This window comes from Flavivirga abyssicola (assembly GCF_030540775.2).
GTDB lineage: Bacteria > Bacteroidota > Bacteroidia > Flavobacteriales > Flavobacteriaceae > Flavivirga > Flavivirga abyssicola.
Window position 1 is genome coordinate 381,993 of record NZ_CP141266.1, and the last position, 15,190, is coordinate 397,182.

The following is a 15,190-nucleotide window of genomic DNA, read 5'->3' on the forward strand; positions in this document are numbered from 1 at the left end:
TTTACTCAATTATTATTTTTTTTGTTATTGTTCCAGCTTCCGATTTCAAAGAGATAAAATACACTCCTGATGTTAAACCTTCAAGAGGTAGTATTAGTGGATCTGCTTCTTTATTTTGATCTATAACTTTCACTCCAAAAATATTATAGATACCAACGTGATTAGTAGTGGGTGATGAGACATACAAATCTTTTGAAAAAGACATATTTATCGGATTTGGATAAACACTTATTCTATTAGAATCCTTGATATTATCTATACTTAATGTACCTGCTATACCAATATCTCCAGGACTGCTATTCAAGCTCTCATTATAACTCCATAAATTGTAATTTAAACTTTCGTCTGTAATCCAATTTGAACTATTATTAATCATATTTCTTAGCAAAGACATACTTCCTAACAGCTTTTCCTTATAAACTCCATTATCTTGGTCTGAACCTACTGCGTTTGCATTCAATCCATTTGTTAATGCGGTAGGAAGTGCACAAAACGTATTTCCACCTCCTGTTCCCCAACCACCATTGATATTCAACCCTGTAATCCAGTTTGAACTATTAGGGTCTGTTGGTTCAGAAAATGTTCCATAAACCTGGTAAACTAATATAGAATCTCCACTGTCTGAAAGATCAAAATCTGAATCATCATCTGAAGATGCTATTTTACCAGCCAAATCATGAACAGTATTACCAACCACAATTTGAGAACCTCCTGTAACGGTTTTCACCTGACCATCTGAATCTAAGACAAGAATTTCGCCAGAATTGTGAGCCATAGTTGCTGTCCATGTCCAAACATCATCAATACTATAATCTCCTGTCCAACCATCTTGTGTTCCCTTCCAAGACCTGTTAGAAAAAGAAATCTTTGTACCTGTTGTAATGTCCTTTAGCAACATAAAGGCTACTGCTCCATTTTCATTCCCTTCGGCTTTCCACCCTACTATTGCAATATCGCCAGCTGTAAGTATCGTTGCAGGGTCAGAAATATTAATTTGAGTAGGCGTTGTATTTATATTTCCTATGCTAGCTGATGTTAGAGTAATTACAACGGTTTCATCCTGTTCCACCTCATTGTCGTTCAAAACATTAATAGCAACAAGCGTACTATTACTACCACTTGCTATTGTTGCTGTTCCAGATAATGCAGAATAATCTACGTCCGGAGAAGCTGTACCTCCTACGGTATAGCTAATGGTTATATCTTGAGTAGCCAAACTGCCTTTAGGGAGACTTATTTTAAACTCCCCATTGGTGCTCGGTTCTGAAGCATTTGCTGTAGTGGTAACTGATATTTTGTTTTCTTGCCAAACCCGTATGTATTCAATTTCGTAATCAACCGGTGTTGTTAAATCTGCTTCTTCAGGTAAACCTAACCACCAAAAAGTCTCAGAATCTACCCATACCCAATAAGGCACATCGGTTACCCAAGCTTCTGGATCTGCTCCGTTATTCGTCACATCACTTTTATATATTTCACTAGTAAGTACACCGTCAATATAAACTTTTACGTATTCTGAAGTCCAATCAAAACCATATATATGAAAGGCATCTGCTGTATTTTCATTTGCTTGAATATTCTCGGTATAAGCAGGACCATTCCCATCAGGTAAATAGTAATAATTATTGGGATCCCAACTTATCATGTTAAACTTTAAACGTTTTCTCCAGGCAGCATTGGTTTTATGACCTCCAAACATCTCAAACATGTCCAATTCAGACTGAAAACCAGTTGTCCAAAAAGAACTGGTAACTTCTGCATTAGCTGCTTTACACATAATTTCCATATAACCATACTGAAATTGCTGCTTGCTTATTACTGCTGCTGTGGTGATGTTTTCAAAACAACGCTCAACTCCCCCTTCAGTTCTGCAATCGGAATCAAAAGGAAAACTAGGTTCCCATTTTGTTCTAATTTTTAGTTTCCCGTCTTCAACTAATGCATTATTTGGTGAAAACTGAGAGGGTTGTCTTCCTTTAAAATTAGATTTATAAATACCATCTTTCCCTTGAATTTGCCATTTTACTTCATCTAATGAAGCAGCTTCAAACTCATCACTGATATCTGTATTAAGAATCCATACTCCTGAATTTGAAGGATCGGAATTGGGATAAACTTGTGCTGAAAGTCGAATAGTTGCACAAGAACACAAGAATATAAGTACTAACAGGAATGCTTTTTTTCTAAAAAAATGCTCGTTTTTAAACATGACTATGGGGTTCTAAAATCAATTTCTTTCAAAATTAACTGTAGAATACACCATTTTCTAGTTAAAAGTTAACCTGTATTAAGTCTATATTATCCTTTCTTTAAATTATTGGTTTATAAATATTTCTGGATTAATTATTTAGTTATTCATTTTAATTACATCTACAAAAAGAGGACCAACTGCTAAGCGATCGGTTTTGAAATACGCATGAAAATTACCTTCTGAATTTGGTAATTTTACCTCATTAAAAGTTACTTTTTTCTGTCCTTTTTTAATGGTCTTTTTAAGGTGTAGCTTACCATATTTAAGATGTGCCTCTCCATCTGAAGTTATTTTAGGCAAATCCAATACAACCTTATACACGCCTTCTTCTGTACTTACTCGCCAATACCCCAACTGATTATCTTCAACTACGCGTGGACCTCCATAATCAAAACGAGAAATTACCCGCGGGCCTCCCCAATCAAAACGAGATAAAATGACCTGTGGTTGTTCCATAGTTCCAAGGTGTATGCGTTGAATTCCTTTTGCATCTCTTTCCTCACTAACTTCATCAAACCAATCATCATATTTTTCCAAAAGCATTTCAACTATCTCAGGATGGTCTTTGGCTATATTTATACGCTCACTAGGATCGTTTTCAACGTCGTAAAGCTCTAAATTTTTTAGCACATTCTTAAGTACAAAATCTGTAGGTTGATGTACAATACCATGAGGAAAATCGTGTGGACTTACCAGCTTATATTTTTGGGTCCTTACTGCAAAATGCATATACTTAAAGGGTGTAGGCCCATAATGCATTTGAACAAAAAACTCACGATTTTTAAGGTTTTCTGATTGGTTCTTAGTCCAAAGTGGCCATAAGGACTGTCCATCAAAAGCAACATCCTTTGGGGGCCTTACATTTGCTGCATCCAACAGCGTTGGTAGCACATCTATGATAGCTCCCATATTAGAGGTTTTGATTTTTGATTTAATTTTTTTAGGCCACATCACATAAAACGGAACTCTTATTCCTGCATCGTAAACACTTGTTTTAGTCCCTCTTAAATTCGCTACCCATCTACCTGGATAGGAATCATTTTTTGTTCTTCTATGGCGAGGTCCGTTATCGGACAGAAAAATTACTATGGTATTATCCTCTATTCCTAGTGATTTCAGGGTCTTAATAACCCTTCCAACATTATAATCTATATTATCCAACATACCATATGTAAGGGCATTGTCTTCATGCAAACCGATATCTCTGTAGGGTTGCGCTCGTTTTTCTGGGACTTGTAAAGGAAAATGAGGAAGGTTTGTTGCTAAATAGGCAAAAAATGGCTTACCATTCTTTTTTCTAATAAAATCGATAGTAGCTTCGGTGAAAATATCATCACAATAGCCTTCATATTTCTTTGGAATACCATTATGCTCTAAAACAGGATCAAAATAGGTGTTTCCCGCAGGTCCTGCAGCTTGACCAATGCCACCACCTCTATGAACCAAAGCCTCTTGAAAACCTTGATCTATTGGACGCATTGGAGCGTTATCCCCTAAATGCCATTTACCAAAAATACCTGTTCTGTATCCATGATCTCTAAGAATTTCTGCGATTGTAATTTCAGATGTATTCATAAAGTGATCTACTTGAGTTACAGCAGTTACTCCTGTTCTATAAGGGTACCTACCTGTTAAAAGCGCTGCTCTTGAAGCGGAACAATTAGGATATGAAAAAAAATGTGTCATCTCCAACCCTTGTTCCCCTAACGATTCTATTTGTGGCGTTTTTAAATAAGGATTCCCATGTGCCCCAATATCACCGTAACCCTGATCATCGGTCATCATGATAATTATATTCGGACTTTCTTGGGCTTGAGCATTATAAAACCCTAGTAAAAATGCAATGGGTAATAAAAAATTTAGTTTCATTGTGAATTTAACGTGTTATGTTTTAATAATTACCAGTTTGTAAAAGATCCATCTTTCCGCTTTAAACGCGGTGTCTCAACACTATTAAATCCTTCTTTTAGTGCCAGGTCTTCATTAAACTCTATTCCCAAACCAGGAGCATCTGAAACCTTGTAACGGTTCCCTTCTAATTTTGGTTGCACTGGATAATAGTTGATATCATCTAATCCTGGGTTTTCTACAGGTGTATTCATTTCTTCCAACCATGTAAAATTAGGACAAGCTGCTGCCAAGTGAATAGTAGCTGCCGTACAAATAGGACCAATTGGGTTATGAGGCAATAAATCTATGTAATGTGCTTCGGCCATATTCGCTACTTTCATGGCTTCTGTAATTCCACCAACATTGCAAACATCTATTCTGGCAAACTGCGTAATATTTTTTTCGATATAGGGTAAAAATTGCCATTTACTAGAAAACTCTTCTCCTATTGCAAAAGGTACATTTACCATTTTTCTTAATTCTTGATAGACTTCCGGCATTTCATCCCTAATAGGTTCTTCAATAAAATCTAAAGTCCCTGTTGGCATTCGCTGTAAAAAAGATACTGTTTCCGGAACAGATAACCTGTGATGATAATCTATTCCAATAGTTACTTTTGTTCCAACCTCTTTTCGTAATGCAGAAACCCAATCGGCTATAATCGTGATAGAATCTCTTGGCTCAAATTCTGAAGCATATTTTCCTTCTTCATATTCTGCAGGCGCTAAACGTAACATGCGCCAACCTTCTTTAATAAGTACTTTTGCTCTATCAATAAGTTCTTCTTTGCTACTAAATCGTAATGAAGCAAAACACTCTACATAATCACGCTGTTTTCCTCCAAGTAATTCATAGACAGGAACACCTAAAGCTTTTCCTTTGATGTCATAAAGTGCTATGTCTATAGCAGAAATAGCCGCAGTTAATACTCTTCCACCTTCAAAATACTGACCTCGGTACAAATCTTGCCAAATTGCACCTATTTGCCTTGGGTCTTTACCTATTAATAATGGACGGTAATGATCAATGGCACCGATAACCGCAAACTCCCTTCCTGTAATTCCTGAAGCACCCCAACCATAAATCCCAGCATCAGTTTCAACTTTAATATTTAATTGACTTCTACCTGCGATGTTTACTGGAAACACCTTTATATCTGTTATTTTCATGTATTCTTTTCTCTTTTACCTAGTAGTTACATGTAATAGAGCTTATCTCGACCTTTTCTATTTCCTAAAAAATGGCTAAAATTCGCCCATATTTCATTATTTTTTATGCATAGCGATGCCATGCCTTTCAAAAAGTGCTTAATCTGAACAAATTTCAACTCATTTTAGGTTAAAAACAAAGAGTCAAGATGAGTTCAATATTCATTAATGACAATTTTTTAGAATTTTTCTTCTAATGATTTTTTCACGAATCTATATCTTTAATTTCATCTCCAGATTCTTTTAACTCTATTCGTTTCACTTTTCCGACTACTAGTAAAAATGAAAGAAAACCTAATACTGTTAATGCGCCTATAAAAAATAAAGCAGGACTAAAATCGCCATCTTGCACTAAAACACCAATTACTGAAGGAACAATGACTGCAGATAAACCACCTATTAAGTTGAAAACGCCACCGACAAGCCCTATGATTCGCTTGGGAGCGATTAAGGATACAAAAACCCATGTAATTGAAGCTAAGCCATTGCCAAAAAAAGCAATGGTTAAAAAAAGTATAATCAAGAATGTGCTGTCTGTGAAATTAGCACCTATTATTAAAGTGGATAAAGATAACCCAATCAATACAGGAGCTTTTCTAGCAAACTCAGGTGTTTTTCCTTTTTTCACTAAAAAATCGGATGAAAATCCAGCTAAAAGCACACCACAAAAGGCAGCTAAAAATGGTATTGAGGCTAAAAACCCCGACTTTATAAAATCAAACCCTCTATATTCTACCAAATATGTTGGAAACCAAGTTAAAAAGAAGATAGACATGGAGCCCATACAAAATTGACCAATATAAATTCCCCATAATTTCCAATGTTTGAAAGCTTCAAAAAAGTCATCCCAATTAAATTTCTCCTTTTCTGTTGTTTTCTCAACTTTTTTAGCAAAACCACCTCCATCTTTAATCAATTTAAGTTCTGCCTCGCTCACCGTTTTATGTTGATCTGGGTCTCTGTAGAAAGCGTACCATACTACAGCCCAAACTATTCCAATAACTCCAGAAATAATTAATAACCCTCTCCAACCAACTTTATCTTGTATTAGGGTTAAAACCGGAAACAAAAATGCTAAACCGATAAATTGACCTGAAGTGTATATGGCAATTGCCGAAGCACGCTCAGTTTCAGGAAACCACTTTGTAACAATGGCATTATTAGCAGGGTAAGATGGTGCTTCAAAAACACCAATACTTGCTCTTAACCCCATTAAAACCTTAAAGGAGTTCACAAAACCTTGAAACAAAGTTGCTACGGACCATAAAAAAAGCATTAATGCATATAAAAATCGTAATCTAATTTTATCAACAATAATACCTCCAGGAATCTGCAAAGCGGCATAAGCAACACCAAACGCTGAGAAGATAAGCCCCATTTGCACGGTAGTAAGGTCAAGTGATTCGCTTATTGCAGATGCTGCAACAGAAATATTGGTCCTATCTAGATAGTTAATTACTACTGTTCCAAAAATTAAGGCTAAAATATTATAGCGTTTTTTTGTTGATTTTTTTGATGTCATTAGTTTAGTTGGTTTTTGTCAAAGCCCCTAAAGATAAAAAAAATACCGAAGACACTAAGACTTCGGTATTTAAAAGTTTATTTCGGTAATAATCTAATTTATATATCCAAAATTCTGAACTAAAGAAGGAACTCTTTCTGCATCAGCTTCTGGTATTGGTAAATAATACTGCTTATCAAACCATGGTCTTTCTACTACACTAACTTCTTCAAAAGTTAAATCTCCATTTGCTTCTTTCGTCCATCTTAACCCCATAATATCAAAACCTAAATGATCAGTATTTAGCCATCTTCTTTCATCAAAGAAGTTATGCCCCTCAAAACAAAGCTCAACACGTCGCTCTCTCTTTATAGCTTCTTTAAGAGCATCTCCTCCTACAGTAATATCTGGTTGAAGGCCTCTACTAGACACTCTATTAAGATAAGTACGAGCTTCAGCATCTTTACCTTGTTCCGCAAGAGCTTCAGCATAATTTAAATACATTTCAGCAACTCTAAACAAAACATAGGGACGGTCTGGAGAAATTCCATTAGTTTGATCTAAAGATTCATCATGAAACTTTCTAATATTATAACCTGTTTTAGAAGAGTGTTGAACATTCCCTGTTCCATTTGGAGAATCTAAACCATCTGGAAAAGCTCCTGTATCTTCAGACAAAGCATAATCTACTGGACGTCCTCTAAAATCAGTCCCTTGAAACAACAGGTTAGCATAATATCTCATTTCTCTGTTATCATTTGGACTTGTAGGCGTCACACCTCCAGTTGATGATCCATCATCAAAATTAAACTCTAAACTAAAATTATGGCTTGGTGAACTTAAAGCCCATCCACCATAACCATTAGGCGATTGTGCTTGATCTGGCAAGGAATTCCTAGCACTAAAGCCTCCTGTACCAACCTCATAAAGACCTGCAGCATAAGGTCTTGCAAATATCATATTTGAATTTGGAGATAAAAATAACTCTTGATATTCTGTGGCATTAGCGACTTGAATTAATGCATCATGTCCAACAAGATCTATTACCGCTAGAGCAGCTTTTTCTGCATCCTCCCATTTGCTTGCTACAGGGTAAGAATATAATTCTGTATTCATTGTTTGTGGCAATAAGCTAGGGTCATGTAAATCACTAGCCGCATATAATAACGTTCGTGATTTAACTGCTAAAGCAGCAACCTTTGTTGCTCTACCAAACTCACTATCAGGGCGTGTTGTTGGCAACACATCTGCTATAGCATCTATTTCTTGCACAATAAACTTTACACAATCTTCATAACTATCTCTTGTAAATTCAAAATTTCCTGTAAGAGAACTAGGCTCTGTTAGTATTGGAACACCTCCGAAATAGTTAATCAATTTTCTGTACAAATTCGCTCTTAAAAACCTTACTTCTGCTATCAATAACTCAGCTTTATCTGGATCTTGATCCATAGCTATACTTCCCTCTATATTAGCTAAAAACGAATTAGCATCCTGAACGTAAGCCCAATAATTCTGCCATTTTGTAGCAAAAACCAATCCAAAATTTCCTGGAGTCCAACCACCATCTCTTAGTTGATATACATTAACACGATTTTGAAAATTAAATTTAGCCTCAAAGGACCCTCCTTCAAGATTAACTCTTTGTCCCCAAAATTCATTTCTGTTCAATGCCCATCCTTCGGTACTATTGTAGATAGGAACAACAATTCCTTCAGCTTGATCAATATCTTGATAAATAGTTACCTGAGTAACGGAATCTTTAGGCTCTACATCTAATTTTTCTTCACAACTAAACATCGTGAAAAATATCACTAATAATGTTACTAACGATAAATGTATATGTTTCATATTATTTCTCATTATTTTATTTTTCTTTATATTATCTTTCATAACCTCTTAGAAATTAACATTTAACCCTACAGTAAAACTTTTTAACGAAGGATATGTACTATCTCTAAAATTATTATAGCCTGTTGCTTCTGGATCTAGACCCATATCATATATATCTGAGAACATTGTAAGGACATTAAATCCTCTTACAAATATTTTTACATCTCCAAATTTGGTAATGTCTTTTGAAAGTGTATACCCTAATTCAATTTCTTTTAAACGTAAAAAAGAAGCGTCTTTTAAATATAAATCTGCATATTCATCACCATTATTAGGGCTTGTTCCTGGTGTAGCACTTCGGCTTTGCCTACCACTAAAAGCGTCACCTTGAGCAAATGCTCTTGGGTAACTGGCATCACGGTTGTTTTCAGTCCATCTATCATTAAATACAAAATCTGGTTTGGCTCCTGACTGGTCAAAGAATACTAAAGCTTTCGCTTCTGCTTGCCCTTGTAAAAGGAAATTAAAATTCCAATTATTATAATTTAACCCTCCAAAAATACCGTATTGAATTTCCGGAACAGCAGATGCATCTACTCGAATTCTGTCATCAGAGCTAATTTCACCATCATTATTTGTATCAAGATAAATAGGATGACCTTCTACTGTGTTTTCTTTTTTAACTGCTGTAGCATCCACTTGCGCTTGGTCTCTAAATATTCCAGCTGTTGGATATACAATATAAGAATCTATAGATTTCCCTTCTCTCTTTCTATAGTCTGGCACTTCTGAAGACTCACCAAGGGCTACAACTTCACTTTGAGCATTTGTAAAATTAAAGCCAATATTATAATCAACTTTACCTATTTGGTCTTTCCATGCTAATTCAAACTCCCAACCAAAATTATTCACTTCTCCAATATTCTCATCTGGTACATTAGGTAATCTTAATCCTGAAATATCAGGAATAGATTGATCTCCTGTTAAAATATCAGATCTATTCTGGTAGAAATAGTTAATATCACCGCTTAACCTACTCTTAAAAAGAGAAAAACTTAAGCCAATATTCATCATATCTGCTGTTTCCCAAGTAACATCTGGGTTTGGAGCACCATTGCTACCAAATCCACCTACTTGTTGACCAGGTGTACCAAATACATAACCATTAGGACGATACCAACCAGCATTCTGTGGATTTGTTGGATATCCAAAGTTATAGGCATTTAGATATTGGAACTGACGAATTCTATCATTACCCATTCTAGACCAAGATGCCCTTAATTTTAAAGTATTAATCCATTCAACATTATTCATAAAAGATTCTTTATCTATAGCCCACGCTACTGCTACACCTGGAAATGTTCCATATTGGAATCCTTCAGCAAATCTACTTGACCCATCACGACGTACTGTTAAATCAATAAAATACTTTTTTTGGTAGTCGTAAGACAAAGAACCAAAGTAACTTAAAAAACCAAAATCTTCAGAAGTACCTCCAGTCGTTTGGTTGGTCGCTTCTCCTAAATCTAATTCCGTAATGGTATCAAATTTAAAACCTTCTTTTTGGGCGAAAAAGCTACGATTTTCTGTTCTTGAATGTTCGTATCCTACAAAGGCACTAATATTATGATCTTCACCTAATGTTTTGGAGTAATGAATTGTTGAATTAAACAATTCTTGATTGCTCTTATTATAAGTTTCTCTTAAAATTATATCTGAACCAACGTCATTCCCTTGAGATTCTATAAATTCTCCATTTACAAGTTGATAATATGACCAAGGTTTGTCCCAGGATGTTTCTTCGTAACTAGTTTGACTTAGACCTAAAAATCCTCGCAAACTTAAACCTTCGACCAATTTATCCAGTTTATAATCATAAGAAATTCTAGCTCTCAAATTATTAGTGATTCTGTTAACAAACCCAGATTCATTACTAGACATAATTACAGGATTTCTTCCATTTTCACCACCAAAACCTGGCAATCCGTTAGGGTAAACACCAACTAAATCTGGTCTATTTGTATATATATGCTTATAAATCACGCCCCTTTCAACACCTGGTTCATCAGACTCTCCAACTCTACCTGTTAGGTCTAATCCCAAATTAAAATCTTCAAATAATTTAATATCAATGTTAGAACGTAATTGATATTGTTTAAACTTCAGATCACCTGATCTGTAAATTCCTTTTTGGTTAAGCATATCTCCACTTACAAAGTAACTTACATTGTCGCTACCTCCAGATATTGATAAAGAATGTCTTGTTTCTGGAGAAGAATCTGCAAAAGTCAAGTCTGCCCAATCTGTATTTACAGCATTACTAATTTCTTCAGGTGTATGAAAATCTGGGTCTGTCACCAATCCTCCGCCATATAAAAATATTTCATTTTCGTAAGTCAAAAATTGTTCAGACGTCATTTGCGTTGGAAATGTAGAAAACTGAGATACTGAATACTGTGAAGAAAAGTTAAATTTAGGTTTTCCTGATTTACCTCTTTTTGTAGTAATTAAAATAACACCATTTGCTGCTCTAGTTCCATAAATAGCAGCTGCCCCATCTTTTAAAACAGATAAAGACTCAATATCCTGTGGTGCCAATTGCTGAAAAGACCCTGAAGGAATTCCATCAATCAATATTAAAGGCGCATTATTACCTGTAGTTGCTTTACCACGAATTAAAAGCGTGATATCATCTTCATCAGTAGAACCTGGATAACCTCCTCTATCGGCAACTATTAAACCCGATACTTTACCAGATAAAGATTTAGCAACATCTCTATTAGCCGTATTTTGTACTTCCTCTGAACTTACAGTACTTACTGACCCTGTTAATTCGCCTCGCTTTCTGGTAGAATATCCAACTACAACCACCTCATCTAACCCTGCAATGTCTGCTTCTAAAACAACATTAACAGTGGTATTATTTCCAATGGTAACTTCTTGAGTTTTGTATCCAAGGTAAGAGAATACAAGTATTGTATTATTACTTTCAACTGAAATTGAATAATTTCCATCAAAATCAGTTTGTGTTCCGTTTAACGCACCCTTTACCACAATATTTACACCTGGCAATGGCCCGTCAGCATCAGAGACCGTTCCAGAAACATCAATGGTTTGGTCTAAATTTGAAACTTTTTCAATTGGACTAGAATTTAGCTTGTCAGAAGCATTCAAATTGAACATTGAACTGCTTGCGTGAAGGCTAAATGTAGCTAAAGAAAAAACTCCTAAAATAAATTTTAGTTTTTTCATAAGTTAGTTTAGTTTTAGTTAATGAATGTTTAGTAAGGGATATGGTAAATTAAAGAAGAGTCACATTTTTTATGGCCATAAAAAATAAACACAGATTAATTAACATATCCTTAACAAAGGAAGACAATAAAATCACTTAAAAACTGTAAAATTTTACCTGAAAACAGTAAAATTTTACCAACTTAGACTATCATATGTTAAAAAAAGAAATAAAGAATTTCTTGAAACGAATTATCTACAAGATAGAGACATAGAGATACTTTGCTCGTTCATACCCAATCAAGTTGAGTGCAAGCTTTAACCTTTGGATCAAAAACAGAAATTCTGTTATTTAGATTCCCGTTTTATTCATTGCTTAATATTTTATGTAAATGAATTCATGAATCTTACAATTTTACGGGAATGGAATGGCAACTTCAATAGAAAGCCTGCCTTTGCCAGTCTACCAAGCCAAAGGCATGGCAGAAGTAGAGCTTCGGGGAATTTTTTTCAATTAAACAGCCTCTCTATACTGTTTGGGTGTACTACCCATTATTCGCTTAAATTGTTTGTTGAAGTTTGTGATGGAGTTGTAACCTACTAAAAAACAAACGTCGTTAACTGGTAGGCTTTCTTGAACTAATAAACGAGAAGCATTCCTTATTCGTACTTCATTCAAAAATCCCGTAAAGGATTTGTTGGTTTTTTTCTTGAAAAATCGACAAAATGAATTTGGTGTCATACATGCAATGTCTGAAACATCTTCAAGAGCAATAGATTTTGAGTAATTATCTGATATATATCTCAGCACCCTATCAATTCTGCGAGCACCTTTAGGCGTATACTGCCTCATATCTGAAGAGGATAACATTTGCTTTTCATTAGTAATGGAAAGCTCATAAAGAATTCCCAAAAGTTTTATAAACTGCTCTGTATGTTTAATGTTAGTTATAGACAGTATATCTTCTCTCAGTTTATTAGAAATATTACTCCCAAAACTTATTCCATATTTGGCATCAGATAACATTCTATTAATCTCAGCAAATTCAGGAGCTTCAAAAGTATTTTCTCCTATAAAGTTTTTATAGAATTTAATAACTACAGTTTTCACGCTTCTTTCGCTGTCTTCAGCGTAATAAGAAACATCATTTCGCCATAAATGAGGTAAATTTGGACCAACTAAGACTAAATCCCCAGGTGTAAAATGCTCAACGCTATCTCCAACAAAACGAATTCCTGTACTTTTAGAAATGTACAAAAGTTCAAATTCCGGGTGGTAATGCCAAGAAGAATCAAGGCAAGGCTTTTCTTTTGTGATTATATTCAGTCGAGAATTTGAAAAACTATCTGTATTTTTTAGCACCAATTTCATATATCAAATATACACTATTTAATCTTATAATTCACATTTTTAACAGTTACGTGAATCTAAGAAGAAATTATTGCCCCTAAATTAATGTGAACTCGACCTGATTTTAGAACTAAAAAAAATGATTTTCAGTTTTTTAAAACATATAACAAACGGTCTTTATTATTCGAATATCAAGGAAAGTAATATATGTTTTATTTGAAGATACATGGTATAACTAATGAGGAGAGTCCCTCGTCCCTTTTGAAATTTTTCCTCACTTTTTTCTTACTCTATTGAAATAACAAAAATCTAAATTTCATCATCTTAATACGCAAGACTATGTTGGAGTTTATATAGAAAAGGCTAAATTATTACACTTATTCTACACGAAATGTTTTATCAAAATGTGGCATTCCGTCTGCTTTCCAGTCCTTACCCGTTTTTTCATCATGCCACCATTGAGGCTGAATATTAGTTTTACTCCATTTTTCTAATTCAGAAACTAAACTTCTAAGAATTTTAGGGTGTTTGTTGCTCAAATTTTCACTCTCTTCAATATCATTATTAATATTAAAAAGTTTCCATTTTTGCTTGTATGCCTTTAAAGCCTTCCAATCATCTTTTCTTACTGCAACATCTGTAAAACCATTTCTATGGCGCATTACAAAAACATTCTCATCTGGCCGTGGATTTTTATTAGACATGAAATCTTTCCAGATATCTTTACCATCTAATGCTTTGTTCTCAGGAATTTTGGCTTTTGCCAAATTAGTAAGTGTAGGATAAAAATCTAATGCAGATACTGGATAGTTATACTTTTTACCACTTGGCACCACATTTGGCCAATGGAAAAACATCGGTACCCGAAAACCTCCTTCATAAACACTTCCTTTTCCATTTTTAAGCGGATAATTTGTTGCTCCTGCTTTCGTTTTTCCACCGTTATCACTAAAGAAAATAATTAGTGTATTATCAAATTGATTCGTTGCTTTTAATTGATCGACTATTTTCTTTATCCCCCTATCTACAGCATAAACCATTGCTGCATATGTTCTACGTTTTTTATCTTTAATATGTTCAAATAATTTTAAATCTTCCTTTTTTGCTTCTAATGGCGTATGAGGCGCATTGTAAGACAAATACAAAAAGAAAGGATTATCTTTTTTTTCTGCTGCTTCTCCTATAAATCGAACAGCTTCCCTTGACAAACCATCGGTTACATACTCCGTTTCGTCAACTTCATTACCATTATGCTCCAATGGATGCAAATAATCCCAAATAATTTTTTGACCACTTTCTTTCTGCCTCTTATAAGCTGCCTTAAATTGTTCTGGGTGATAGTTATGACCGCCCCCTAAGAACCCATAAAAATCATTAAATCCTCTTGAATTAGGATGATACTCAGGATTTGCTCCTAAATGCCATTTCCCCATTAAACCTGTATAATAGCCAGCATTTTGAAGCACTTTACTTATAAAAATCTCGTTAGTATCTATTCCTTTTTTAATAGTTTCACCACTATTTGGAGGCAAATTGAATTGCGCTCCTATTTTGTGCGCATATCTTCCTGTCATTAAACTGGCACGACTTGGCCCACAAAAGGGATGTGCCACATAAGCGTCTGTTAGAATCGTTCCACTATGTGCTAAAGCATCCAAGTTAGGAGTTGGAATATCTTTTGAACCATTAAAACCAACATCCGAATACCCTAAATCATCACAAAGAATCATCAAAATATTTGGTTTTGAAGGTGTCACAATTTTTTCAACCGCTTTATTTTTAGAGGAATGATCATTGCTCTTTGCACTATTACAACTTAATAGAATAATGGAAATAACGAATATAGAGGATGATTTAAAAAACACAGACATTGTAGAGAAATTAATTGATTAAAGGGTTTGAAAACGTGTTTTCAAACCCCTAAA

Annotated in this window: 8 protein-coding genes; all 8 read right to left on the reverse strand. The window is 34.6% G+C overall.

The genetic code is table 11. The features are described from left to right. Position 1: 1 nt before the first annotated feature. The 8 genes from Q4Q34_RS01545 to Q4Q34_RS01580 all read right to left on the reverse strand — a co-directional run bounded on the left by Q4Q34_RS01545 (position 2) and on the right by Q4Q34_RS01580 (position 15,136). Positions 2–2,209 carry a family 16 glycosylhydrolase gene (locus Q4Q34_RS01545; RefSeq protein ID WP_303317298.1) on the reverse strand — a complete coding sequence of 736 codons (2,208 nt, stop codon included), beginning with the start codon at positions 2,207–2,209 and terminating at the stop codon, positions 2–4. Between the two features lie 138 nt (positions 2,210–2,347). Beyond that, the gene (locus tag Q4Q34_RS01550; protein WP_303317297.1) at positions 2,348–4,120 is read right to left on the reverse strand and encodes an arylsulfatase; all 1,773 of its coding nucleotides are present in this window, start codon (positions 4,118–4,120) and stop codon (positions 2,348–2,350) included. Between the two features lie 29 nt (positions 4,121–4,149). After that, the gene (locus Q4Q34_RS01555) at positions 4,150–5,310 is read right to left on the reverse strand and encodes a mandelate racemase/muconate lactonizing enzyme family protein (RefSeq protein WP_303317296.1); all 1,161 of its coding nucleotides are present in this window, start codon (positions 5,308–5,310) and stop codon (positions 4,150–4,152) included. 244 nt (positions 5,311–5,554) lie between these two features. Continuing rightward, positions 5,555–6,871: an MFS transporter gene (locus Q4Q34_RS01560; protein ID WP_303317295.1), complete on the reverse strand. Its 1,317-nt coding sequence runs from the start codon at positions 6,869–6,871 to the stop codon at positions 5,555–5,557. Positions 6,872–6,964: 93 nt separating this feature from the next. Then, the gene (locus Q4Q34_RS01565; protein WP_303317294.1) at positions 6,965–8,701 is read right to left on the reverse strand and encodes a RagB/SusD family nutrient uptake outer membrane protein; all 1,737 of its coding nucleotides are present in this window, start codon (positions 8,699–8,701) and stop codon (positions 6,965–6,967) included. Positions 8,702–8,749: 48 nt separating this feature from the next. Then, positions 8,750–11,935, reverse strand: coding sequence for a SusC/RagA family TonB-linked outer membrane protein (locus Q4Q34_RS01570; RefSeq protein ID WP_303317293.1), 3,186 nt, complete (start codon positions 11,933–11,935; stop codon positions 8,750–8,752). 493 nt (positions 11,936–12,428) lie between these two features. After that, positions 12,429–13,286 carry an AraC family transcriptional regulator gene (locus Q4Q34_RS01575; protein ID WP_303317292.1) on the reverse strand — a complete coding sequence of 286 codons (858 nt, stop codon included), beginning with the start codon at positions 13,284–13,286 and terminating at the stop codon, positions 12,429–12,431. Positions 13,287–13,642: 356 nt separating this feature from the next. Beyond that, complete coding sequence (locus tag Q4Q34_RS01580) at positions 13,643–15,136, reverse strand: sulfatase-like hydrolase/transferase (protein WP_303317291.1); 1,494 nt, start codon at positions 15,134–15,136, stop codon at positions 13,643–13,645. Positions 15,137–15,190 lie beyond the last annotated feature (54 nt).

Bases quoted from the DNA above. Each gene is read 5' to 3' on its own strand.
- Q4Q34_RS01570 (WP_303317293.1), bottom strand. From the start codon at position 11,935: ATGAAAAAACTAAAATTTATTTTAGGAGTTTTTTCTTTAGCTACATTT.
- Q4Q34_RS01555 (WP_303317296.1), bottom strand. From the start codon at position 5,310: ATGAAAATAACAGATATAAAGGTGTTTCCAGTAAACATCGCAGGTAGA.
- Q4Q34_RS01580 (WP_303317291.1), bottom strand. From the start codon at position 15,136: ATGTCTGTGTTTTTTAAATCATCCTCTATATTCGTTATTTCCATTATT.
- Q4Q34_RS01550 (WP_303317297.1), bottom strand. From the start codon at position 4,120: ATGAAACTAAATTTTTTATTACCCATTGCATTTTTACTAGGGTTTTAT.
- Q4Q34_RS01545 (WP_303317298.1), bottom strand. From the start codon at position 2,209: ATGTTTAAAAACGAGCATTTTTTTAGAAAAAAAGCATTCCTGTTAGTA.
- Q4Q34_RS01560 (WP_303317295.1), bottom strand. From the start codon at position 6,871: ATGACATCAAAAAAATCAACAAAAAAACGCTATAATATTTTAGCCTTA.
- Q4Q34_RS01575 (WP_303317292.1), bottom strand. From the start codon at position 13,286: ATGAAATTGGTGCTAAAAAATACAGATAGTTTTTCAAATTCTCGACTG.
- Q4Q34_RS01565 (WP_303317294.1), bottom strand. From the start codon at position 8,701: ATGAAACATATACATTTATCGTTAGTAACATTATTAGTGATATTTTTC.